Source organism: Jilunia laotingensis (assembly GCF_014385165.1).
In the GTDB taxonomy this organism is placed as follows: domain Bacteria; phylum Bacteroidota; class Bacteroidia; order Bacteroidales; family Bacteroidaceae; genus Bacteroides; species Bacteroides laotingensis.
Window position 1 is genome coordinate 2,687,284 of record NZ_JACRTF010000001.1, and the last position, 25,659, is coordinate 2,712,942.

The window sequence follows — 25,659 nt, forward strand, 5'->3', positions numbered from 1 at the left end:
TTTATTTGACATTCAATTCAAACGGCAAGCGGGCTTGAATCATTGATTGTTCGCTCAGATTTTTCAGCAGGCTAAAATTTTTATAATAATCTCCCAACTTGCTCTTCAAAAGTTTTGATTCTACATAATTACCCGGTACAGATTCAAATAGAGTGGAGAAAATGTCTTTTTTAGCCGGATAAGCAACTACTGTATAGCCTTCGATATCAGCTTTCTTTACAGCGATGTCAAGTGCTTTATCTATGCCTCCGAGTTCATCAACCAAACCAAGATTTTTGGCCATTTCGCCCGTCCACACACGGCCCTCAGCGATTTTTTCAATAGCCTCTTTCGTCATGTGCCGTCCTTCTGCACATCGTGTGATGAAAGTATTGTAGCCTTCAGTGATCATCATCTGCATCAAAGCCTTTTCGTCATTATTGAACGGGCGCATGATATTTCCGAAATCTGCAAATTTATTTGTTTTTACTACATCGAACGTTAACCCCACTTTCTCAGTTAATTCTTTAACATTAGGAATCATGCCGAATATTCCGATGGAACCTGTTAATGTAGTTGGCTCCGCTACAATAGTGTCGGCAACGCATGAAATGTAATAACCACCTGATGCTGCGTAGTCTCCCATAGAGACGATGACAGGTTTTTCAGTCTTCAGTTCTTTTATGGCATGCCAAATCTGTTCAGAGGCAAAGGCACTTCCACCGGGGGAGTTCACTCGTAAAATGACGGCTTTAACATCATCATCTTCTTTCAGTTTCCTCAGATCGCTGATTACCTCATTACCTACAATACCTCCATCTGTAGCGACAGAACTAGGCTGATCTGTGATTTCGCCTGCCGCATAATATATGGCTATGATATTGCCACTCTTATCTTTTGGAATATTTTTCTTTACATTGATCATATCACCGAGACCGAGTATCGGTAAACGCTCATCTTTATCAATGTTGGCCAGTCGCTTCAAATAATCACGTACATTATTTTTATAAATTAATGTATCGGCTAATCCACATTTTATACTTTCCTCTGCCGGATAGAACATGAGCATACGATCTGCAAATATATTCAGTGAATCTGATGAAATTTTGCGTGAAGTTGATACTCCTTTAACTACTTCCCCCCATATAGAATTTATATATTCTGTAACCTGTTCCTTGTTAGCTGGGCTCATTTCCGTTGCAATAAAAGGTTCGACAGCAGATTTATAAGTGCCCATTTTGAAAATCTGCATTTCAATGCCGACTTTTTGTAATAAGTCTTTATAGAAGATGGGAACAGATGCAATGCCTCTCCATTCGATCATTCCTTTAGGATTTAGTAACACTTTATCGGCTACGCTTGACAGATAATAAAGTCTCTGAGTATAGTTGTCACTATATGCAACAATAAATTTTCCGCTCTCTTTGAAGTCACTAAGTGCATTGCGGATGGCTTGTAAAGATGCATATTGCGATTCCAGCGAAGATGCCTGTATGTAAATTCCTTTTATATTTTCGTTCTCTTTTGCTTTTTTAATTGATGCAAGAATATCATTAAGTCCGTAAACTGTTGAATTGTTTCCTGTAAGTGAAGAAAATATTCCTTCTAGACTCTCTTGAGTTCGTTCCACCAATGTACCATCCAAGTCGAGCATCATTACGGAGTTTTTCTTCACAACCGTTTCCGTATCAGAAGACGAAACGATTCCGAAAATCACCATAATACCGATGAAAAACAGAACAATGCTTGACACGATAATACCTGTAACAGTGGCAAGCGTGAATTTAAAGAAATCTTTCATTGTGCATATTGTTTTTAAGCCAGCTCATATTTAAGCTAACAAAGATAAATAATTGGGTTGATATTTATTTCATATGTCGTATGATTTTTTATTTTGTCACAGAATAACAATATAAAATATGCCAAATTCCGGTGAATAGAACAAAAAAAGAGAGAATTATCCTATCCGAGGAATTTCTCTCTTTAAATGTTTAAAGAAACAACTACTTACTTTTTGAGAAATGATTCTTTCATTTTGGCAATATCATTCAGGTAATTTTGCAAATCCTGTTCGTGGTCTTCTTCTTCAGCTAAGATGTGTTTTGCAATGTCGCATGTAGTATAATCTTTACCGTCTGTAAAGTCGGCTATTTGCTGGTAGCGGAGAATTGCGCAACGTTCAGAAGATACGTTTTGGTTCAGTAGGCTAACTGAATCGAAAGCTGTTGGTGATTCATATTTGCATCTGGCAAGTTCAAACCATTTTTTAGGATCAAGTACCGGAATACCTTCCAATTCGATAATACGATCTGCAATTAATTGAGCATGATGACGTTCTTCTTCAGCATGTTCTTCAAATTCGCTTTGTACATTGGCACGCATTGCACCTTCCACTATTAATGCACCAACCCAATACTGATAATATGCCAGCCATTCTTCTGACAACGCGGCATTTAACTGATCAATTAAACTTTTTACATCAAGCTTACCTTGCAGGATTTTTACACTTTCTTTAGCCATAATTTTGAGTTTAGGTTATAAAAATTAAGTTGAAAGTATAACAGAAAAACAGATAGTTTTGTTCTCGTTATATTGGATTTTAACGTTAGATCTGTGATGTCTTGTTGTATTGGTAGCTTTATATTTTCATTTTGATTTGTGATAGTCGGCATGGAATATTTATGATACTATTTTTATGCTATTAAACTATATATTTCTTGCATTTAAAGTTCCTATTTTAACAATGGGTTAAAATACTTGTTTTGTAATAGATAAAAGGGCACCATTCCCTATTCTTATTTTTTCGGATAATAATCTATGTTATGTATCTATTTGTTTTTTCCTTATTTTCCCCCCTTTCTTCGTTTTTCTTTTTCCGCCTTCATATATAATAATGTGCTGTTCATCTTCCCCCGTTTTTTTTCTTCCGGGCATTTTCATTTCGAGGTTCCTCATGTTCAGCTCTTTACGATATTTATTCAAAAAAGATTCAAAAAAAGTGCCCGAAAGTTTTGCTCGTGTCCCCAAAAGGGCTACTTTTGCATCCGCTTAGCAAGAGAAGCCTAGCCTGAGAGATTGACATTCTGAAAAGCGCGTTCCACCGGTCAGGGTGATGGAGGAGGCATGCGGCCCGAATTTTTTCGGCTCCCGTGTGGATGTCCTTTTTTCCTTCCCGTCCGGCCCGCAAGTCTGGGTCTTCCCTCCCGGGAAGAAAAAAACGAAAAAAAACCGCGGAAACGTTTGGCGGTTTGAAACGGATCCCTTACCTTTGCACCCGCTTTTGAAAGCAAGGCTTTTCCGAGCGACGAATAGTTCTTTGAAATATTGATAAACAATACAAGTAGTACATCCCGGCCCCCGCCCTTTTGGGCGGTGGGCCGGGTCCAAGATAAAGAACCGTCATTTCCGGCCCGGGCCGTTTTTTTTCGGCCCGGTTCCGGTGGTTTTCTTGATAAATCGCGGCATCCATGACAGAGCAAGAACGGCCCGGGGCTTATGCCCCGGGTCTCGACAATACTTTTACAATGAAGAGTTTGATCCTGGCTCAGGATGAACGCTAGCTACAGGCTTAACACATGCAAGTCGAGGGGCAGCATTTCCCAGCAATGGGAAGATGGCGACCGGCGCACGGGTGAGTAACACGTATCCAACCTGCCGGCGGCCCGGGGATAGCCTTTCGAAAGAAAGATTAATACCCGATGGCGCCCGGGGGCCGCATGGCCCCCGGGCTAAAGAATTTCGGCCGCCGATGGGGATGCGTTCCATTAGGTTGTTGGCGGGGTCACGGCCCACCAAGCCTTCGATGGATAGGGGTTCTGAGAGGAAGGTCCCCCACATTGGAACTGAGACACGGTCCAAACTCCTACGGGAGGCAGCAGTGAGGAATATTGGTCAATGGGCGGGAGCCTGAACCAGCCAAGTAGCGTGGAGGACGAAGGCTCTATGGGTCGTAAACTCCTTTTTTGCGGGAATAAAGTTCGCCACGTGTGGCGTTTTGCATGTACCGCACGAATAAGGATCGGCTAACTCCGTGCCAGCAGCCGCGGTAATACGGAGGATCCGAGCGTTATCCGGATTTATTGGGTTTAAAGGGAGCGTAGGTGGGCTCGTAAGTCAGTTGTGAAAGTTCGCGGCTCAACCGCGGAATTGCAGTTGATACTGCGGGCCTTGAGTGCAGCAGAGGTGGGCGGAATTCGTGGTGTAGCGGTGAAATGCTTAGATATCACGAGGAACTCCGATTGCGAAGGCAGCTCGCTGGACTGTTACTGACACTGATGCTCGAAAGTGTGGGTATCAAACAGGATTAGATACCCTGGTAGTCCACACAGTAAACGATGAATACTCGCTGTTTGCGATACACTGCAAGCGGCCAAGCGAAAGCGTTAAGTATTCCACCTGGGGAGTACGCCGGCAACGGTGAAACTCAAAGGAATTGACGGGGGCCCGCACAAGCGGAGGAACATGTGGTTTAATTCGATGATACGCGAGGAACCTTACCCGGGCTTGAATTGCAGACGAGCGTCCCGGAAACGGGACGGCCGCAAGGCGTCTGCGAAGGTGCTGCATGGTTGTCGTCAGCTCGTGCCGTGAGGTGTCGGCTTAAGTGCCATAACGAGCGCAACCCTCATCCCCAGTTACTAACGGGTCACGCCGAGGACTCTGGGGGGACTGCCGTCGTAAGATGCGAGGAAGGTGGGGATGACGTCAAATCAGCACGGCCCTTACGTCCGGGGCCACACACGTGTTACAATGGGGGGTACAGCAGGTCGCTACCCGGTGACGGGATGCCAATCTCCAAAGCCCCTCTCAGTTCGGATCGAAGTCTGCAACCCGACTTCGTGAAGCTGGATTCGCTAGTAATCGCGCATCAGCCACGGCGCGGTGAATACGTTCCCGGGCCTTGTACACACCGCCCGTCAAGCCATGGGAGCCGGGGGTACCTGAAGTGCGTAACCGCGAGGAGCGCCCTAGGGTAAAACTGGTGACTGGGGCTAAGTCGTAACAAGGTAGCCGTACCGGAAGGTGCGGCTGGAACACCTCCTTTCTGGAGCGGTGCCGCGTTTTATCTCTTTCCGGTTCTTTACCTGTCCTGCTTGTACTTGTTTATTTATAGATATGATCGACCGCCCGTGTTCTTTGCGGGCATAGATGAACAAGAGAAAACAGAAGCCGGGTCTACGCAGACCGGGTTGAACTAGTCCTATAGCTCAGTTGGTTAGAGCGCTACACTGATAATGTAGAGGTCGGCAGTTCAACTCTGCCTGGGACTACTTCCAGAAGGCCGACGCCCTTCCCCTCGGGTCCTCTCCGGCCCCGTCCGGAACCCCGCCCGGCCGTCTTCTGAGAAGGGGGATTAGCTCAGCTGGCTAGAGCATCTGCCTTGCACGCAGAGGGTCAACGGTTCGAATCCGTTATTCTCCACATTCCCTGAGGGGACACGATCTTTGACATGATGTACAAAAGTAAACGAAAAGCGAAAAGCTGAAAGTATTAGCCGTCCGGGGTGGCGCTGACGTGTGCGAACGCGTCCTCGCTCCCGCGGCGGCGGACAGAAGTAATAAAGGGCGCATGGCGGATGCCTTGGCTCTCGGAGGCGACGAAGGACGTGATAAGCTGCGATAAGCCGCGGGTAGGTGCAAATGACCCCTGATCCGCGGATTTCCGAATGGGACAACCCAGTATCCTGAAGGGATACTATCCATCCTGCGATGGAGGCTAACGCGGGGAACTGAAACATCTTAGTACCCGCAGGAAAAGAAAATAAACAATGATTCCCCTAGTAGTGGCGAGCGAACGGGGAAGAGCCCAAACCATGCATGTCACGGCATGCATGGGGTTGTAGGACCACGTTGTGGGACGAAAGTTGGCGAGTGGAACTCTCTGGAAAGTGAGATCATAGACGGTGATAATCCGGTACACGACCCCAACTGAACCCTAGTGGCATCCTGAGTAGCGCGGGACACGAGGAATCCTGCGTGAATCTGCCGGGACCATCCGGCAAGGCTAAATACTCCCGAGAGACCGATAGCGAACCAGTACTGTGAAGGAAAGGTGAAAAGCACTTCGAACAGAAGAGTGAAATAGTCCCTGAAACCATGCGCCTACAAGCGGTCGGAGCGGCCTTTGGCCGTGACGGCGTGCCTTTTGCATAATGAACCTACGAGTTACTTTTTCCGGCAAGGTTAAGCGTCTCGAGACGCGCAGCCGAAGCGAAAGCGAGTCTGAACAGGGCGTCAAGTCGGAAGGAGTAGACGCGAAACCAAGTGATCTACCCTTGGCCAGGTTGAAGGTTAGGTAACACTAACTGGAGGACCGAACCGATAAGCGTTGAAAAGCTTCCGGATGAGCTGAGGGTGGGGGTGAAAGGCTAATCAAACTTGGAGATAGCTCGTACTCCCCGAAATGCATTTAGGTGCAGCCTCGGGGGTTACTAATGTGAGGTAGAGCGACTGATAAGATGCGAGGGCTTCACCGCCTATCAAGTCTTGATAAACTCCGAATGCGCATTAGTTTTACCCCGGGAGTGAGGGCATGGGTGCTAAGGTCCGTGTCCTAAAGGAGAAGAATCCAGACCACCGGCTAAGGTCCCCAAATAAACGCTAAGTTGAACTAACGAAGTCAGATTGCTAAGACAGCTAGGATGTTGGCTTGGAAGCAGCCATTCATTTAAAGAGTGCGTAACAGCTCACTAGTCGAGGAGTTTGGCGTGGATAATAATCGGGCATCAAGCGTTTTACCGAAGCCGTGGGATACGCAAGTATCGGTAGGGGAGCATTCCACTCGGCGTCGAAGGCTTGGCGCGAGCCATGCTGGAGCGTGTGGAAAAGCAAATGTAGGTATAAGTAACGATAAAGGGGGTGGGAAACCCCCTCGCCGAAAGACTAAGGTTTCCTGATCAACGCTAATCGGATCAGGGTCAGTCGGGTCCTAAGGCTCAGCCGAAGGGTGAGGCCGATGGCAGAACAGGTTAATATTCCTGTACTACCTTGAAGAGTGACGTGGAGACGGAGGAGTGACAGCGCCGCCAGCTGACGGAATAGCTGGTTGAAGGGTGTAGATGCCGATGATCCCAGGCAAATCCGGGGTCTGAGTCGAACCTGATAGTATGGAGCGTCCTTACGGACAATCCAATAGTGCGCGTAAGCATACTCCCAAGAAAATCCGCTAAACTTAATCTTCGAGGTACCCGTACCGCAAACGGACACACGTAGTCGGGTTGAATATACTGAGGCGCTTGAGTGAATCACGGTTAAGGAACTAGGCAAATTGACCCTGTAACTTCGGGATAAAGGGTCCCCGCCGTCGAGGCGGGGCGCAGAGAATAGGTCCAGGCAACTGTTTAACAAAAACACAGGGCTGTGCAAAATCGAAAGATCACGTATACAGCCTGACACCTGCCCGGTGCTGGAAGGTTAAGAGGAGATGTCACCGCAAGGGAAGCATTGAATTGAAGCCCCAGTAAACGGCGGCCGTAACTATAACGGTCCTAAGGTAGCGAAATTCCTTGTCGGGTAAGTTCCGACCTGCACGAATGGTGTAATGATCTGGACGCTGTCTCAACCGTGAGCTCAGTGAAATTGTAGTATCGGTGAAGATGCCGATTACCCGCGATGGGACGAAAAGACCCCGTGAACCTTTACTATAGCTTAACATTGAATTTGGGTAATTGATGTGTAGGATAGGCCGGAGACATTGAAGCGGGTACGCCAGTATCCGCGGAGTCGCTGTTGAAATACGGCCCTTCGGTTATTTGAGTTCTAACTCGCGCTGCGAGGACACTGTTTGGCGGGTAGTTTGACTGGGGTGGTCGCCTCCAAAAGTGTAACGGAGGCTTCTAAAGGTGCCCTCAGGACGATTGGTAACCGTCCGCAGAGTGTAATGGCATAAGGGCGCTCGACTGGGAGACTCACAAGTCGATCAGGTAGGAAACTAGAGCATAGTGATCCGGTGTTTCCGCATGGAAGGGACATCGCTCAAAGGATAAAAGGTACTCCGGGGATAACAGGCTGATCCCTCCCAAGAGCTCATATCGACGGAGGGGTTTGGCACCTCGATGTCGGCTCGTCACATCCTGGGGCTGGAGAAGGTCCCAAGGGTTGGGCTGTTCGCCCATTAAAGTGGCACGCGAGCTGGGTTCAGAACGTCGTGAGACAGTTCGGTCTCTATCTATCGTGGGCGCATGAAATTTGCGTGGCTCTGACACTAGTACGAGAGGACCGTGTTGGACCGACCTCTGGTCTGCCAGTTGTGCCGCCAGGTGCATCGCTGGGTATCTAAGTCGGGACTGGATAAGTGCTGAAAGCATCTAAGTACGAAGCCAGCCACAAGATTAGATTTCTTAGGGTCGTCATAGACGATGACGTCGATAGGGGGCAGGTGTACAGGTAGCAATACCACAGCCGAGCCCTACTAATTGCCCGTCCACTTCCGTCCGCCCGGCGCTTTCCGCCCCGCCCTGCGGGTTCGCCCTTCGTTTGCTTTTCCGTCATGTCCGCCTCATTCAGGTGGCTACAGCGCCGGGGTTCCACCTCTTCCCATCCCGAACAGAGAAGTTAAGCCCGGCCACGCCGATGGTACTGCGTAACAGTGGGAGAGTAGGTAGCCGCCGTCTTGCCGCCCCCCCCCGCCCCTGAAGGGACGCGGGGGGGCTTTTCTTTTTGCCGCGGGCCGCCGTCGCCCCCCCCCGTGGGAGGCACGCGGGCCTGGGAAGGTCTGAGAATTCAGATGCAGTCCCGATTTGCAAATTCCCAAAAAATGATTATATTTGCGCGGCACTATTATTTATAAACGTTTAAAGCAAATATTTTAGTTATGAAGACAAAAATGTTTTTGGCTACTGTTGCTGTAGCATTTTCTTTTACCTTGACCTCTTGTGGTAATAAACCTGCTAATTCTGAAGTTACTGAAGCAACTGAGACTGTTGAAGTAGAAGCTGTGGAAACTATTGCTCCTTGTTGTAAAGGTGATTCTGCTGTTTGCGATTCAATGAAGGCATGTTGTAAGGATAAAGCGGAATGTAAAGACAAAGCTGCTTGCGACAAGAAGGAAGATTGCAAAAATGCATGTGATAAGAAATAACCAGGTAAAACTGAAAAGATAAAAAATGGGAATAAGGTATGTAATAGTACTTTATTCCCATTTTTTATTTTGTCGCATCGTTATGTATGTAATATATTTATTATAAAAGAGCTATTATTCTTATGAAATGACATTTATTCTGCTAAATAAGTTACGTTTTATTTGGAGATAATGAAATTATCTATACCTTTGCAACATCAAAGATAAAATAAGGAAACTATTAACATGAATCAATCATTTATATATATTCTACTGTGTGATATTATTATTCTGCTGGCAAGGATCAGGGGAAGTGAGTGTTGTGCATAGATGTATATATAATGAATTATACAAAAGCCTTTCTCACTTCCTTGTGTGAAAGGCTTTTTTAATAATATGTAGTCAGGTAATGAAAAGTGTATTCAGAAAATATAAGGATAAAATAATAAAAGAATAAAAAGATGAATGATAGATTATTTATTTTCGATACAACACTCCGGGATGGAGAACAAGTTCCGGGTTGTCAGCTTAATACTGTGGAAAAGATTCAGGTAGCTAAAGCCTTAGAGGCTTTAGGAGTTGATGTGATTGAGGCAGGCTTCCCGATTTCTAGTCCAGGTGATTTTAATTCGGTAATTGAAATATCGAAAGCAGTTACATGGCCTACCATTTGTGCGCTGACACGTGCTGTTCAGAAGGATATTGATGTGGCTGTTGAAGCATTGATGTTTGCGAAACACAAACGAATCCATACAGGGATTGGAACTTCAGATTCTCATATTAAATATAAATTCAATTCTACCCGTGAAGAGATTATCGAACGTGCCGTAGCTGCAGTGAAATATGCACGCCGTTTTGTAGATGATGTGGAATTTTATGCAGAAGATGCAGGGCGTACGGATAATGAGTATTTGGCACGTGTGATAGAGGCAGTAGTAAAGGCAGGTGCTACAGTCGTGAATATACCGGATACAACGGGATATTGTTTACCTTCGGAATACGGTGAGAAGATCAAATATTTAGTTGATCATGTGGCAGGTATTGAAAATGCTATCATTTCCACGCATTGTCACAATGATTTAGGAATGGCAACTGCTAATACGATGGCAGGTGTATTGAATGGTGCCCGCCAGGTAGAGGTAACTATCAACGGTATCGGTGAGCGAGCCGGAAATACTGCGCTTGAAGAGATTGCCATGATTATCAAAAGTCATCACGAAATAGATGTTGAAACGAATATTAATACACAAAAGATTTATCCCACCAGCCGTATGGTCTCAAGTTTGATGAATATGCCGGTTCAACCGAATAAAGCAATTGTCGGACGTAATGCTTTTGCACATTCATCAGGCATTCATCAAGATGGCGTGTTGAAAAATGTCCAGACTTACGAAATTATCGATCCAAAAGATGTGGGAATTGATGATAATTCTATAGTTTTGACAGCTCGTAGTGGTCGTGCGGCTTTGAAAAATCGACTTTCTATATTAGGAGTGACGCTTAGTCAGGAAAAACTGGATAAAGTTTATGAAGACTTCTTGAAACTGGCCGATAGAAAGAAAGATATTCATGATGACGATATTTTGGTGTTGGCCGGGGCCGATCGTAGTATGAATCATCGTATTAAACTGGAATATCTCCAGGTGACCAGTGGAGTAGGTGTCCGTTCCGTAGCCAGTCTTGGATTGAATATATCAGGAGAGAAGTTTGAAGCGGCTGCAAGTGGTAATGGTCCGGTCGATGCCGCTATAAAAGCTTTGAAGCGGATTATCGACCGGCAGATGACATTGAAAGAGTTTACGATTCAGGCCATAAGTAAAGGTAGTGATGATATGGGAAAGGTTCATATGCAGGTGGAATATGATAACCAGATGTATTATGGATTTGGTGCTAATACGGATATTATTGCTGCTTCAGTGGAAGCTTATATCGACTGTATCAATAAATTTACTAAGTAAAATTACTTCAATTATAATTTGTAAAAGAGATGAATACATTGTTTGATAAAATATGGGACGCACATGTTGTAACCACTGTGGAAGAAGGTCCCACACAGCTTTATATTGACAGATTGTACTGTCATGAAGTGACCAGTCCGCAAGCATTTGCCGGGTTACATAAACGGGATATAAAGGTGTTCCGCCCTGAAAAAGTATATTGTATGCCAGATCATAATACACCAACGCATGATCAGGATAAACCGATTGAAGATCCCATCTCAAAAGCTCAGGTGGATGCATTGGCTCAAAATGCAAAGGATTTTAACTTGATTCACTACGGCATGATGGATGAACGTAACGGAATTATCCATGTAGTAGGACCGGAACGTGGACTTACACTTCCTGGTATGACAGTAGTCTGTGGCGATTCGCACACATCTACTCATGGTGCGATGGGAGCAATTGCTTTTGGTATCGGAACCAGCGAAGTGGAGATGGTACTGGCATCACAATGTATTCTTCAATCGCGTCCTAAAACGATGCGTGTCACGGTGGATGGCAAATTGAATAAAGGAGTGACTGCAAAGGATGTTGCCCTCTACATGATGTCGAAAATGTCCACCAGTGGAGCAACAGGTTATTTTGTGGAATATGCCGGAGAAGCAATCCGCAACTTGACAATGGAAGGGCGCTTAACACTCTGCAACCTGAGCATAGAGATGGGAGCAAGGGGAGGTATGATAGCACCGGATGATGTGACTTTTGCATATATCAGAGGACGTGAAAATACACCAAAAGGGGAAGAATGGGATAAGGCAGTAGCATATTGGAAGACATTACGTAGTAACGATGATGCTGTATTTGATAAAGAAGTACATTTTGATGCATCTGATATTGAGCCGATGATTACTTATGGAACAAATCCGGGTATGGGCATGGGAATTACATATTCTATTCCCTTGACGGAAGGTATGAGTGAAGCGGCTAAAGTGTCTTTCCTAAAATCGTTGGATTATATGGGATTCCAACCGGGAGAATCCTTGCTTGGTAAAAAGATCGATTATGTATTCTTGGGTGCTTGTACCAATGGACGTATTGAAGATTTCCGGGCATTCGCTTCTATCGTAAAGGGACGCAAGAAAGCCAATCATGTAATAGCATGGCTTGTTCCGGGATCTTGGATGGTCGATGCACAGATTCGCGAAGAGGGTATTGATAAGATTTTGGAAGATGCCGGTTTTGTCATCCGACAGCCGGGATGTTCTGCTTGTCTGGCAATGAATGACGATAAGATTCCTGCAGGTAAATATTGTGTATCCACAAGCAACCGTAATTTTGAAGGTCGTCAAGGTCCGGGCGCACGTACACTGCTTGCGAGTCCGTTGGTAGCTGCAGCGGCTGCAATAACCGGAACAATAACTGATCCACGAGAGTTAATGTAGAGAGAATACCATAAATATTTAATCAGAGAAAAAAGATGAAAGCAAAATTCAATATACTTACAAGTACATGTGTTCCTCTTCCCTTGGAGAATGTAGACACTGACCAAATTATTCCCGCACGTTTTTTGAAAGCGACAACCAAAGAAGGATTCGGGGAGAACTTATTTCGCGATTGGAGATATGATAAGGAGGGGAACAAAATAGAATCATTTGTACTCAATGATCCGACGTATGGCGGTCAGATTCTCGTAGCCGGTAAAAACTTCGGTTCGGGTTCCAGTCGCGAACATGCAGCGTGGGCTATTGCCGATTATGGCTTTCGTGTAGTCGTAAGTAGTTTCTTTGCCGATATTCACAAAAACAATGAGTTGAACAATTTTGTATTGCCGGTGGTAGTCAGTGATGAGTTTCTCACTGAACTGTTCGATTCCATTTTTAAAGATCCGAAAACAGAAGTGGAAGTGAATTTGCCGGAACAGAAAATTACCAATAAAGCAACAGGGAAAAGCGAATCCTTCGAAATTAATGCTTATAAGAAACATTGTCTGATGAATGGATTGGACGATATCGATTTTCTACTGACAAATAAAGAAAAAATAGAGCAGTGGGAGAGAAGTAGATAACTATATATGTATTCATTAACTTACTAATTTCTTTAAAAGCAGAAAGTTTGTTCAAAATCATCTTAAAAGGAGGCTGACCAAAATTTGAAGAGTCTTTCGGACGGTTATGATTTCCGTATCGGACTTTTGGTGAGTTCCTTGATGAGCATTTTCAGATAGAGTGGAAAATTATAAGCCTGAATATCGCTTATCAAGTATTTTGTATGCTAAAAAGATAAAAGAATTAGATGAAGAATAATCATCCCAAAATAGAAATAATGGACACCACGCTTCGTGATGGCGAACAAACCAGCGGTGTGTCATTTGTGCCTCATGAGAAACTGATGATTGCCCGGCTATTGTTAGAAGACCTGAAAGTGGATCGCGTCGAGGTAGCATCAGCACGTGTTTCGGAAGGTGAGTTCAATGCGGTAAAGATGATCTGCGACTGGGCAGCACGGAGGAATCTACTGCAAAAGGTCGAAGTCTTGGGATTTGTGGACGGTCATACTTCATTGGATTGGATTCATGCTACCGGATGCCGGGTTATTAATCTACTTTGTAAAGGTTCGGAGAAACATTGTACCTATCAGTTACAGAAAGCTCCGGACGAACATATCCAAGACATTATTGCCGTAGTGGACTATGCCAACGAACTGGATATTGAGGTCAATGTGTATTTAGAGGATTGGAGTAACGGCATGAAGGATTCTCCTGAATATGTTTTCCATCTCATTGATACTTTAAAAGAGACTACCATTAAACGTTTTATGCTGCCAGATACGTTGGGGATACTTAACCCGTTGCAAGTCATTGAATTCATGCGGAAGATGAAGAAGCGTTACCCCGATACCCATTTCGATTTTCATGCCCATAATGATTATGATCTTGCAGTGAGTAATGTGCTGGCTGCCGTGTTAAGTGGTGTCAAAGGACTTCACACCACTATCAACGGATTGGGCGAAAGGGCAGGAAATGCACCTTTAGCCAGTGTGCAGGCCATTCTTAAAGATCATTTCAATGCTATCACGGCTATCGATGAAAGCCGTTTGAATGATGTTAGCCGTGTAGTTGAATCTTATTCCGGCATTCTCATTCCGGCCAATAAGCCCATAGTTGGTGAGAATGTTTTCACCCAAGTGGCAGGTATTCATGCCGACGGTGATAACAAGAGTAATCTTTATTGCAATGATCTTTTGCCCGAACGCTTCGGCAGAGTCCGTGAATATGCTTTGGGCAAGACTTCCGGTAAAGCTAATATCCGTAAGAACCTGGAAAGGTTGGGATTGGACTTGGATGAGGAATCCATGCGTAAAGTTACCGAACGTATTATAGAGTTGGGTGATAAAAAGGAACTTGTCACCCAGGAAGATCTTCCTTACATCATTTCCGATGTGTTAAAGCATGATGGCATGAATAACAAAGTGAAATTGAAAAGTTATTTCGTAACTTTGGCACACGGACTGAAACCAATGGCAACCTTAAGCATTGAAATCGATGGGCAAGTTTACGAAGAGAGTTCTTCCGGTGACGGTCAATACGATGCTTTTGTGCGTGCATTGCGCAAGATCTATAAATTGACATTGGGGCGTAAATTCCCTATGTTGATCAATTATGCCGTCAGCATTCCGCCCGGTGGTCGTACGGATGCTTTTGTACAAACGGTCATTACTTGGAGTTTTGGGGAGAAAGTGTTCCGTACTCGCGGATTGGATGCCGACCAGACGGAAGCAGCTATCAAGGCGACCATTAAAATGCTGAATATAATAGAAGAATACTAATATGAGTGATTAGTGAAGAATGATAAGTGATCGGCTCTATGCGAAAGCCGGCTGATTGCTACTTGCTATTTACTAATCTTTAAATCACTAATTGAAATGGATTTTAAAATTGCTGTATTAGCCGGTGACGGCATTGGCCCCGAGATCTCCGTGCAAGGCGTGGAGGTGATGAGTGCCGTTTGTGAGAAATTTGGTCATAAGGTAGATTATAAGTATGCCATCTGTGGTGCGGATGCTATTGAAAAAGTTGGCGATCCTTTTCCGGAAGAGACATTCCGCATTTGTAAAGAGGCCGATGCCGTGCTTTTTTCTGCCGTAGGCGATCCTAAATTCGACAACGATCCCACGGCCAAGATTCGTCCCGAACAAGGATTGTTGGCTATGCGTAAAAAGCTTGGACTTTTTGCCAATATCCGTCCGGTGCAGACATTCAAATGCTTGCTTCACAAATCTCCTCTTCGCGCGGATCTGATCGAAGGAGCTGATTTCCTGTGTATACGCGAATTGACCGGTGGTATGTATTTCGGAGAGAAATATCAGGATAATGACAAGGCCTACGATACCAATGTATATAGCCGTCCTGAAATAGAGCGTATCTTGAAAGTTGCTTTCGAGTATGCCATGAAACGCAATAAACACTTGACTGTCGTTGATAAAGCCAATATTCTTGCTACCAGTCGTTTGTGGCGGAAGATAGCTCAGGAGATGGCACCACTGTATCCTGAGGTGGAAACCGATTATATGTTTGTGGACAATGCCGCCATGAAAATGATCCAGGAACCGAGGTTCTTCGATGTGATCGTTACTGAAAATACATTCGGTGATATCCTTACCGATGAAGGTTCGGTGATCAGTGGTTCGATGGGCTTGCTTCCTTCGGCCTCAACCGGTGAGAGTACTCCCGTATTCGAACCTATCCACGGCTCTTGGCCCCAAGCGAAGGGATTGAATATAGCCAATCCGCTGGCGCAAATCCTCTCCGTGGCCATGTTGTTTGAATATTTCGATTGTAAGGCGGAAGGAGAAATGATTCGCAAAGCTGTGGATGCTTCTTTGGATGCCAATGTCCGCACTCCTGAAATCCAAGTGGAAGATGGTAAGAAGTACGGAACGAAAGAAGTTGGCGAGTGGATTGCCGATTATATCAGGAATGCATAGCCAGAAACACGAAGAAAGGTACGTCCGTCAGATTATTTGTAAGGAAGCCAAGGTGGTATAAACAAGGATACCCACTGTAGTACATAGTCCTACAAAAATAATGAAATTGGTCTGGCGTGCCTTTCTGAAATTCTCTTTTGTCACTTTTTGCAAGATGTAGTACATCAGCATAGCTCCACACAGGCCTACTAGCATCCCTACCAATAAATCGCCTGGATAATGCAATCCCAGATAAATGCGTGTATAACAATTCAATGCCGCCCATGCGCATATGAACAGGCTTAACCAACGTTTACGGAAAAGGAATACAAGAAAGAATGCCAGCCCGAAAGAATTTGAAGCGTGGCAGGAAGGGAAGCCGAAGCCTCCGCCACGCCTGCCATTGACAATGTGTACCAGATCGGCAATAGGACTGGCGGGATTGGATGGTCGAGGGCGTTCCACGATGGGGCGGATCAGTGTTGCGCAAACTTGGTCGGCAAATGTGATGGTCAATGCGATCGCTATCAGACAGCACAAGGTTATCTTCCAATTGAAATTCTTTAGTAGCACATAAAGTATGCTGGCATACATCGGCACCCAGATGGCTTTTCCTGTAAATGCGGACATGAAGTAGTCCCAGAAAGTATTGTGGAGTCCGTTCAAGTATAGCAATAAACTTTGGTCTGTTTCAACAAGTGATTGTAATAATCCGTAGGTCATATTCTTTTGGTATTTGTTTTTTTTATTAAATCTATCTCTTTGCGAGGTCATCATATAACTTTTGCAGATATGCCTTCCCTTTATCGAGATTTTCCCCTTTATGCATACCGTCATCCACTGCAATCGCATTCGATTCGCAATTGAACACCACTTCATTATCCGGTGTCACCATTCCGAAAGCATTCGGGAATGTGAAGAACGCAAAGTGTGGCGAAGCCGGATTAAGCAGGTTTTTGCTAAATGTAAATTCTTCGTGCGGTAGTCCCAATTGTCCTAATAAGGTGGCAGCGATATCGGTTTGCGAACCATAAGTTTCGATCTGCTCAGGCTTTTTTACAGCTCCTCCGATGAAGATAAGAGGTATTTTGTAACGGTCGGAGGACAGGTTGTTGATATCTTCCGGATAGGCTCCCAAATGGTCGGGAACCAATATGACCACTGTATTTTCCCAAAGAGGAGTCTCCTTGAAACGTCGGATGAAATCTCCTGTACAACTATCCGTATATGCGAAAGCGTTCAGCCGTTTGTTAGCCAGCTTCTGATAAGGAACTTCAAATGGTTCATGGCTGCTGGAAGTCTGCATCACCTTAAAGAAAGGCTCTTTCTGAGGTTTGGTCTTCAAATCATCGATCAGGCGGTTGAATACCACATCGTCGTGTGCCCCCCATTTGCTCAGCCGTTCCGAGACAGGAAAATCCTTGTCGGAGATTATATCCTCCATCCCGGTGGAAACCAGATAAGAGCGCATATTGGTGAAATCGGCATCCCCGCCGTAATAATATTGGAGATCGTATCCCGCTTCTTTCAAGCTGGCAGGGATGGAAGGTAGATTTTGTGTCTTTCTGGTATATTTCATTATGCTCGTTGTTGGCTGTGCCGGATAACCGCTCAGGATAGATACCAATCCACGGTCGGTACGGAAACTGTTGGCAAAGAAATGAGTGAAAAGTACCCCTTCTTTAGCAAATTTGTCCATATTGACGGCAACACCGGGTTCTCCTCCCAAGGTTTCCATGAGGTGAGATGAGAAACTTTCAAGGACGATCAACAGAATGTTAGGCCGTTCGGTTGTGAAAAGCTGCGGTATCGAATCTGTCGCTGTTACCGGTTTATCGATCATTTCAGAAAAGAGTGCATCGGCTTTTGCTGCATCCATGAAACGGTATTGCTTGTCAAAATCAGCCTGCCGGGAGAAAGAATCCATCAAGCTGAAGGAGGGATTGATGGCAGCATGGTTCAATTTCTGGTCTGCGCTGAAATAGACCTTCCCCAAGTTCATGGTCGATGCGCTGAAGCCGCCTCGTATCGGAATGAACAACAAGCCGGTGGCAAGCAGCAGTACTCCGGATACGTTCAACCTGCGATAGGGTATTTTTAACGGACGTTTTGCGTTGTTAAGTACAAATGAAAATAAGAAATACAGGAACGCGGCATATACTGCCATTGCGAGGACTCCTCCTAACACCACCCAAACACTGACACTTGCGATGGCATCTTTCGGGGAAGAAAAGAAATAAAACAAAGGAGTGGTGTCGAGTCTGAATCCCCAAAATCCATACAGCCCTAGGTCACCGACGAAGATACAGGATAGCAAGATGGACGTGAAGAGAAAATAATATTTCCGAATGTTCCGTATCACTCCCGAATCCGTCCAAGCCGATGCGATCAGTAGCAATCCGGGGATGGCCGTCAGGTATCCGGCCAACGAAAGATCCAGCGGGAGACCATGCCAGATGACATTGAACCATTCTATCCATGACACCTTATTATATAAGGTATGATAATAAGCCATGAAAATCGGCTTTTGCAGAATAAAGATGAATACAAAAAGGAAATAGGTCGTTATAAATTGTATAAGTCTTCTCTTCATACGATATACTAAAAAAGATTGAACGCAGACAAAGGTACTATACTTTTCTTTATCTTTGCGCATTAACTGATATAAAACAGTGATAATTATGAAAAAAGTAGCAAAGAATCTGATTGAATTGATAGGTTCCACACCTATGATGGAACTTGCCGGATATAGCAGCAAGTACCATCTGGAAAGTAATCTGATTGCCAAATTAGAGTCATTCAATCCGGGCGGTAGCGTGAAAGACCGTGTAGCTCTTTCGATGATCGAGGATGCCGAACAACGGGGGATTCTGAAACCGGGTGCGACTATTATAGAACCTACCAGCGGAAATACTGGAGTCGGATTGGCCATGGTAGCAACCATTAAGGGGTATCGCCTGATATTGACGATGCCCGAAACAATGAGTCTGGAACGTCGTAATTTGCTGAAAGCTTTGGGGGCACAGATTGTCTTGACGGACGGTTCGGAGGGCATGTCGGGTTCCATCGCCAAAGCGCAGGAGTTGCGGGATATGATATCTGGCGCTGTTATCCTTCAACAATTTGAAAATCCTGCCAACGCGGCTGTCCATGAACGAACCACCGGAGAAGAAATCTGGAATGATACGGCTGGAGAGATTGCTGCTTTTGTTGCCGGAGTGGGCACGGGTGGAACCATTTGTGGCATAGCACGTGCTTTGAAGAAACATAATCCGGATATTTTTGTTTTGGCTGTAGAACCAGCCACTTCCCCCGTTTTGGAGGGAGGCCGCGCTGCTTCTCACCGCATTCAGGGAATCGGTGCTAACTTTGTTCCCAAGATATATGATGCCTCTTTGGTAGATGAGGTGATGGGAGTGGCTGATGACGATGCCATCCGTACGGGACGGGAGTTGGCGGCAACGGAAGGATTGTTGGCCGGAATATCGTCCGGAGCGGCTGTTTATGCAGCCAGGAAGTTAGCGGAGCGTTCCGAATTTGCAGGTAGGATGATTGTAACGCTGTTGCCCGATACGGGAGAACGTTATCTGTCTACCGAATTATATGCATTTGATGCTTATCCGTTGGATGTACAATAAATGGCCTCCGATCGTAGCCCGCTGCTTTGTCTTTTTCGTACGGTGGCGGTTGCTTGACGAACTTTCGGATTTGTTGTCCGAATTATATTAACTCTATAAATACCATTTGAAAGTAATGAAATTCCCATTTACCCTTCTTTTTCTTCTCCTTTTCTCTTTGACCGTTTCGTCCCAGACTTATCGTGAACTATCAGAGAAAGCGATTGACTATATCGAGGAAGACAGTTTGGCACAGGCAGAAGACTTCTTGGTGCAAGCCATGAAACTGGAACCTTCCAATCCGCACAATGCTCTGCTTTTTTCCAATCTCGGTTTGGTGCAGCGCAGGCTGGGGCGTTATGATGATGCGCTCCAGTCGTATACTTATGCATTAAACATTGCTCCCAATGCTGTTCCTATTTTGTTGGATCGTGCTGCCCTTTTCATGGAAAAAGGCATGACAGACCGTGCATATCAGGACTATTGTGAAGTGTTGGATGCCGATAAAGTTAATAAGGAGGCTTTGTTGATGCGAGCATATATTTATGTTATTCGGAGAGATTATAAAGCGGCTCATATGGATTATGACCGGTTGCTTGAACTTGACCCTCAGAGTTACAGTGGCCGTCTCGGCTTGGCCACGCTCGAACAGAAAGAAGGCAAATTTCGTGAAGCCCTTGAGTTGATAAATAAGTTGCTGGTTGAAGAACCGGAGGATGCAACTCTATATGTCGCCCGTGCCGATGTGGAACGAGAGATGGAGCATCTTGAATTGGCGTTGGTCGATCTTGATGAAGCCATTCGTCTTTCTCCCCAGATGGCTGATGCTTATTTGTTGCGCGGAGATATTTATCTGGTTCAAAAAAAGAAAGTGCTTGCCCGGGCGGATTTTGAAAAGGCGCTTTCGCTCGGTGTGCCTCGGGCCGACTTATACGAGAAGTTGCAACAGTGTAAGTAGTAGTATGGTTGGACTTCTTTATAACCGCTGTTCCGGATATTGCAAACTAATCAATGCCAAAGTAGGAAGAGAGGTTGTGTTCCCTTTAAAGCTCCGTTGTTAAACATGGGGATGTTTCACTGTTAAACATCCCCATGTCTAACAGTCATACATGCCCATGTTTCACTGTTAGACATCCCCATGTTTGACAATGTATCTTCTGAAGATAAAATATCTCTCTCCCCGGTTTATCGTACGTTCCTCTTTATCCAGGAATAGATAGCTTAGCTTGTGGTAACCTCAATCTGATGAACGAATACTCACCGAGTAGTTACCACAGGCTGTCTGTACTAGTAAGATATATGATATTAATCCTATACAAATTGTCGGATGAGTTCCACAAAATCCTTACCGTATTTTTTCTTTTTGTATTCGGTGATACCACTGATTGCTCCGAAGGCTTCCAAGGTTGTAGGGCGGGATAAGTTCAGTTGATGTAGCACTTTGTCCGATAAAACGATGTAAGGCGGCAGCATCTCTTCGTCTGCCAATTGTTTGCGGAGGGCCCGTAATTCTTCGAAGAGTTCTCTGCTTTCTCCCGCTTCGATACCCAATGGAAGCTCCTTGTTGACGGGCGTTTTTCTTCTACTTCCTTTTCTATTGGAAATATTCTTTTCTTCTCTTTTAATAGTTACAAGCATGGCTTTCTCACGTCCGAAAAGTACGTTCGTTCCATTTTCCGTAATCTTCAAATGATTTTTTTCGTTGTAAGCTATTTCGAAGTATCCCAGTTGTAGCATCTGTAGGAGATAGTCCTGCCAATCGCGGGAAGGAATTTCTCTTCCTGCACCGAAAGTTTTTAACTTATCGTATCCTCTGTTCATCACTTCCGGAGTATACATTCCACGCAGGATATCTATCAACATTCCCTGTCCTGCCTGCTGGTCGGTACGAACGATGGCACTTAATGCTTTTTGTACGATAACACTCCCATCGAAACGTTCGCGAGGATTCCTACACACATCACAATTTCCGCAATCACATTTGGCAGTCTCACTGAAGTAGCTTAATAAAATCCTCCGTCGGCAAATGTCTGCTTCGGCATATTGTTGCATCCGGTTCAACTTTTCCATGTTGATGTCCTGTTGCTTGCTGTCCATTGCGAACTTAGTCAGTAATATGAGATCCTCCAGCGAATAAAAAAGGATTGTTTCGCTAGGCAAGCCATCCCTGCCTGCGCGTCCTATCTCCTGGTAAAAACTCTCTATGCTTTTAGGAAGATTGTAATGTACCACCCATCGGACATTTGATTTGTCTATTCCCATTCCAAAAGCGATTGTTGCACAGACTACCTGTACGCGATCATTGATGAAATCCTCTTGTGCCTGGTTACGCTTTTCAGCCCCCATCCCTGCATGATAGTAGGCACAGTTTATTCCATTGTCGGACAACTCCTCTGCTATTTCTTCCGTCTTTTTTCTACTCAGGCAATAGATGATTCCGCTTTGCTCTGGGTGGCGGTCTATCAATTCCAGAATCGTTTTTATCTTCTCCTTCTTCTTGTAGTTCTTTTTGACTGCCAGACTTAAGTTGGGGCGGTCGAAGCTGGAAATGAATATCCGTGGATTTTGCAAATGCATTTGCCGGATGATGTCTTCCCGGGTTATTTTGTCGGCAGTAGCGGTTAAGGCAATGACGGGTATGTCGGGGAATTTTTCTTTCAATATGCCGATTTGCGTATATTCGGGCCGGAAATCGTGTCCCCATTGCGATATGCAGTGAGCTTCATCAATGGCGAACAGAGAGATTGACATATCACGGAAAAGGTAATCTACTTCGTTTATTAACTTTTCAGGAGATATGTAGAGTAATTTCAGTTTGCCTTCTATGCAGGCACGGCGCAGGTTAGCACTTTCTGTTTCATCTATACTGCTGTTCAATGCCCCCGCAGCTATCCCGTTGGCACGGAGAGCTTCTACCTGATCTTTCATTAATGAGATCAATGGAGATACCACCACAGCGGTACCTTCACTAAGAAGGGCCGGTAGTTGGTAACAGATCGATTTGCCTCCTCCAGTCGGCATCAAAACCAAACTGTCTTTATGGTTCAACAAGTTTTCAATAATCTCTTTTTGTAAAGGTCGGAAACTATCGTAACCGAAATATGTTTTGAGGGTTTGAATCATGAGCGATATTTTGGATATGTTTGCAAAGGTACTATTTTCTTTGATCTATCATGGAATAATCATCACAACTTGATCATAAAATTACTTCATATGTGAACGTAAACGATGTGATCGAAAGTTAAATATTCTTATTATATACCTTTCCGGTGCTTTTTTTCATTGATTTGGTTGTTTAGTTACAAAAAATGTACACTTAATTCTTGTATATTTGGAAAGAATGTACGAAATTTGTAACATCTAACGTTGCAGTGATGTAGCGATAATTAAAAATGAACCCTAACCAGTTAATTCAATGAGTGATTTAGAAAACAGAAAACAGGAAGAAACTCCTAAAAAACGTCCTTATAACTTAAGGGAAAAGAAGGAGAAAAAGGCTGCTTACCGTTCTTTGATAAGGCCGGAACTTGCAGACGAATTATACGATAAGATACTGAGTATCGTTGTCGTACAGAAGAAGTACAGAGACCCTGACTATTCAGCAAAAGATTTGGCTAAAGAGTTGAAAACAAATACTCGTTATTTGTCCGCTGTCGTCAACTCTCGTTTCGGCCAGAATTATTCTTGTTTATTGAATGAATACAGAGTAAAAGATGCTTTGCATTTGTTGACAGACAAGAGATATGCTGACAAAAATGTAGAAGAAATTAGTGCAATGGTTGGGTTTGCCAATCGTCAATCTTTTTATGCAGCTTTCTATAAGAATGTTGGAGAAACCCCGAATGGCTATCGTAAAAAACATTTGGAAAACAATAAAAAGTAATTGTACAATTTAATGTTGAATAAAAGGAAATATTCCGGGTGTAAGACTCGGGATACTTCCTTTTCATGTTTTTATAAATAAAAATCCTCAAATTATCTTATATACGTTTACTTATGAAAAAACATTTTATTATTTCGATGGCAGCTACGGTTACTATGCTTACAGCATGTGGCGGGGCTCAAAAAACAACAACTGCGAAGGCAGATAAATTTGATTACACTGTGGAACAATTTGCTGATTTACAAATGTTGCGTTACCGGGTTCCCGGATTCGAGGACCTGTCGCTAAAACAAAAAGAGCTGGTTTATTACCTGACCGAGGCTGCCCAGCAGGGTCGTGATATCCTTTACGATCAGAATGGAAAGTACAACCTCCGTATCCGCAGAATGCTGGAAGCAATCTACACCGACTACAAAGGTGATAAGAATACCGACGACTTTAAGAATATGGAAGTCTATCTCAAGCGAGTATGGTTTTCCAATGGTATCCACCACCATTATGGTTCGGAAAAGTTTGTTCCCGGTTTTTCTCAGGATTTCCTGAGACAAGCTGTATTAAGTCTGGATGCCTCCCAACTTCCATTGGCAGAAGGGCAAACGGTGGAGCAGTTCTGTGATGAAATATTTCCTGTGATATTCGATCCAAAAATTATGCCTAAACGTGTGAATCAGGCAGATGGTGAAGACTTGGTTCTGACTTCTGCAAGTAATTACTACGATGGGGTTACTCAAGCTGAAGCGGAGGCATTTTACGGGAAGATGAAAGACCCGAAGGATGAAACTCCCATCTCTTATGGCTTAAATAGCCGATTGGTTAAGGAGGACGGTATTATTCAGGAGAAAGTGTGGAAAGTCGGTGGACTTTATACACAAGCTATTGAAAAGATTGTTTATTGGCTGAAGAAAGCTGAAGGAGTGGCCGAAGATGAAGCACAGAAAGCCGCAATTGGTAAGCTGATCGAATTCTATGAAACGGGTGACCTGAAAACATTCGATGAATATGCCATCTTGTGGGTGAAGGATTTGAATTCTCGTATTGATTTCGTGAACGGTTTTACAGAAAGTTATGGCGATCCGCTCGGGATAAAAGCCAGTTGGGAGTCTCTCGTTAACTTCAAGGATTTGGATGCGACACGTCGTACGGAAACTATCAGTGGTAATGCGCAATGGTTTGAAGATCATTCACCGGTAGATGCACAGTTCAAGAAAGACAAAGTGAAAGGTGTTACTGCGAAAGTCATTACAGCCGCTATTCTTGGTGGTGATCTCTATCCATCCACGGCTATTGGCATTAATTTGCCCAATGCAAACTGGATACGCGCACATCATGGTTCTAAATCCGTGACGATTGGCAACATAACGGACGCATATAATAAAGCATCTCATGGCAATGGTTTCGTAGAAGAATTTGCTTATAGCGATGCCGAGAAACAACTTATTGATAAATATGGTGACCTTACCGGTGAATTGCATACCGACCTGCATGAATGTTTGGGGCACGGTTCGGGCAAGTTGCTTCCGGGAGTCGATCCGGACGCCTTGAAAGCGCATGGTTCGACAATCGAAGAAGCACGTGCTGATCTTTTCGGATTGTATTATGTTGCAGATCCCAAACTGGTGGAACTTGGTCTTACTCCTGATGCAGATGCCTATAAAGCTGAGTATTACAGTTACTTGATGAACGGCCTGATGACCCAGCTTGTACGTATCGAACCGGGCAACAGTGTGGAAGAAGCGCACATGCGTAATCGCCAGCTCATTGCTCGTTGGGTGTTTGAAAAGGGCGCTCCTGATAAAGTGGTGGAACTGGTGAAAAAGGATGGAAAAACTTATGTCAAAGTGAATGATTATGACAAGGTGCGTCAACTCTTTGGAGAGTTGTTGTCTGAAATCCAGCGAATCAAGTCTACCGGTGATTATGAAGCTGCCCGTGCTTTGGTAGAAAACTATGCAGTGAAAGTTGATCCTGTTCTCCATGCTGAGATTCTGGAACGTTATAAGAAGTTGAACCTGGCTCCGTACAAAGGGTTTGTCAATCCGAAATATGAAGCTGTAATAGATGAAAATGGAAACATTACCGATATAACCGTTTCCTATGATGAAGGGTATGCAGAACAGATGTTGCGCTATAGCAAAGATTATTCTCCACTACCGGACGTGAATTAAGAAGAAAGAATTAAGAAGGGAGAGTGAAGAAGGGAGAATTGAGATAAGGAGAACTT

Annotated in this window: 15 protein-coding genes, 2 tRNA genes and 3 rRNA genes; 15 read left to right on the forward strand and 5 right to left on the reverse strand. The window is 44.5% G+C overall.

What is annotated here, in order from left to right:
• Position 1: 1 nt before the first annotated feature.
• Positions 2–1,780 (reverse strand): signal peptide peptidase SppA, encoded by a 1,779-nt coding sequence (sppA, locus tag H8744_RS10290; protein ID WP_262434736.1) that lies wholly within the window; start codon positions 1,778–1,780, stop codon positions 2–4.
• Positions 1,781–1,986: 206 nt separating this feature from the next.
• Positions 1,987–2,499, reverse strand: a complete 513-nt coding sequence (locus H8744_RS10295) for a ferritin-like domain-containing protein (protein WP_262434737.1) — start codon at positions 2,497–2,499, stop codon at positions 1,987–1,989.
• Positions 2,500–3,500: 1,001 nt separating this feature from the next.
• Here H8744_RS10295 and H8744_RS10300 point away from each other — a divergent pair.
• The 11 genes from H8744_RS10300 to leuB all read left to right on the forward strand — a co-directional run bounded on the left by H8744_RS10300 (position 3,501) and on the right by leuB (position 15,959).
• Positions 3,501–5,023: ribosomal RNA gene (locus tag H8744_RS10300) — 16S ribosomal RNA — on the forward strand.
• Between the two features lie 152 nt (positions 5,024–5,175).
• Positions 5,176–5,249 (forward strand) — tRNA-Ile (locus tag H8744_RS10305).
• Positions 5,250–5,326: 77 nt separating this feature from the next.
• Positions 5,327–5,400: transfer RNA gene (locus H8744_RS10310), tRNA-Ala, on the forward strand.
• A gap of 127 nt (positions 5,401–5,527) precedes the next feature.
• A 23S ribosomal RNA gene (locus H8744_RS10315) occupies positions 5,528–8,412 on the forward strand.
• 67 nt (positions 8,413–8,479) lie between these two features.
• Positions 8,480–8,590, forward strand: a 5S ribosomal RNA gene (rrf, locus tag H8744_RS10320).
• The 16S, 23S and 5S rRNA genes sit together here with 2 tRNA genes alongside, the layout of an rRNA operon.
• Before the next feature lie 200 nt (positions 8,591–8,790).
• Positions 8,791–9,057, forward strand: coding sequence for a hypothetical protein (locus tag H8744_RS10325; protein ID WP_262434738.1), 267 nt, complete (start codon positions 8,791–8,793; stop codon positions 9,055–9,057).
• A 440-nt stretch (positions 9,058–9,497) separates the two neighbouring features.
• Entirely contained in the window at positions 9,498–10,994 is a 1,497-nt protein-coding gene (locus H8744_RS10330) for a 2-isopropylmalate synthase (RefSeq protein ID WP_262434739.1), read from the forward strand.
• Positions 10,995–11,023: 29 nt separating this feature from the next.
• Complete coding sequence (gene leuC / locus H8744_RS10335) at positions 11,024–12,418, forward strand: 3-isopropylmalate dehydratase large subunit (protein ID WP_262434740.1); 1,395 nt, start codon at positions 11,024–11,026, stop codon at positions 12,416–12,418.
• Between the two features lie 35 nt (positions 12,419–12,453).
• Positions 12,454–13,041 carry a 3-isopropylmalate dehydratase small subunit gene (gene leuD, locus H8744_RS10340; protein ID WP_262434741.1) on the forward strand — a complete coding sequence of 196 codons (588 nt, stop codon included), beginning with the start codon at positions 12,454–12,456 and terminating at the stop codon, positions 13,039–13,041.
• 227 nt (positions 13,042–13,268) lie between these two features.
• Complete coding sequence (locus H8744_RS10345) at positions 13,269–14,801, forward strand: hydroxymethylglutaryl-CoA lyase-like TIM-barrel protein (protein ID WP_262434742.1); 1,533 nt, start codon at positions 13,269–13,271, stop codon at positions 14,799–14,801.
• Positions 14,802–14,897: 96 nt separating this feature from the next.
• Positions 14,898–15,959, forward strand: coding sequence for a 3-isopropylmalate dehydrogenase (gene leuB, locus H8744_RS10350; RefSeq protein WP_262434743.1), 1,062 nt, complete (start codon positions 14,898–14,900; stop codon positions 15,957–15,959).
• Positions 15,960–15,986: 27 nt separating this feature from the next.
• Here the strand turns inward: leuB and H8744_RS10355 are convergent, their stop codons facing one another.
• On the reverse strand, positions 15,987–16,661 hold the full coding sequence (locus H8744_RS10355) for a phosphatase PAP2 family protein (RefSeq protein WP_262434744.1): 675 nt from the start codon (positions 16,659–16,661) through the stop codon (positions 15,987–15,989).
• Positions 16,662–16,692: 31 nt separating this feature from the next.
• Positions 16,693–18,531, reverse strand: a complete 1,839-nt coding sequence (locus H8744_RS10360; protein ID WP_262434745.1) for an LTA synthase family protein — start codon at positions 18,529–18,531, stop codon at positions 16,693–16,695.
• An 88-nt stretch (positions 18,532–18,619) separates the two neighbouring features.
• Here H8744_RS10360 and cysK point away from each other — a divergent pair, with 88 nt between their 5' ends.
• Both cysK and H8744_RS10370 read left to right on the forward strand, forming a co-directional pair.
• Complete coding sequence (gene cysK, locus H8744_RS10365) at positions 18,620–19,576, forward strand: cysteine synthase A (protein WP_262434746.1); 957 nt, start codon at positions 18,620–18,622, stop codon at positions 19,574–19,576.
• A 115-nt stretch (positions 19,577–19,691) separates the two neighbouring features.
• The gene (locus H8744_RS10370) at positions 19,692–20,513 is read left to right on the forward strand and encodes a tetratricopeptide repeat protein (RefSeq protein ID WP_262434747.1); all 822 of its coding nucleotides are present in this window, start codon (positions 19,692–19,694) and stop codon (positions 20,511–20,513) included.
• 353 nt (positions 20,514–20,866) lie between these two features.
• Here the strand turns inward: H8744_RS10370 and recQ are convergent, their stop codons facing one another.
• Positions 20,867–22,678 (reverse strand): DNA helicase RecQ, encoded by a 1,812-nt coding sequence (gene recQ, locus H8744_RS10375; protein WP_262434748.1) that lies wholly within the window; start codon positions 22,676–22,678, stop codon positions 20,867–20,869.
• A 292-nt stretch (positions 22,679–22,970) separates the two neighbouring features.
• Between recQ and H8744_RS10380 the strand changes: the two genes are divergently transcribed.
• On the forward strand, positions 22,971–23,438 hold the full coding sequence (locus H8744_RS10380) for a helix-turn-helix domain-containing protein (protein WP_262434749.1): 468 nt from the start codon (positions 22,971–22,973) through the stop codon (positions 23,436–23,438).
• A 113-nt stretch (positions 23,439–23,551) separates the two neighbouring features.
• On the forward strand, positions 23,552–25,603 hold the full coding sequence (locus tag H8744_RS10385) for a dipeptidyl-peptidase 3 family protein (protein WP_262434750.1): 2,052 nt from the start codon (positions 23,552–23,554) through the stop codon (positions 25,601–25,603).
• Positions 25,604–25,659 lie beyond the last annotated feature (56 nt).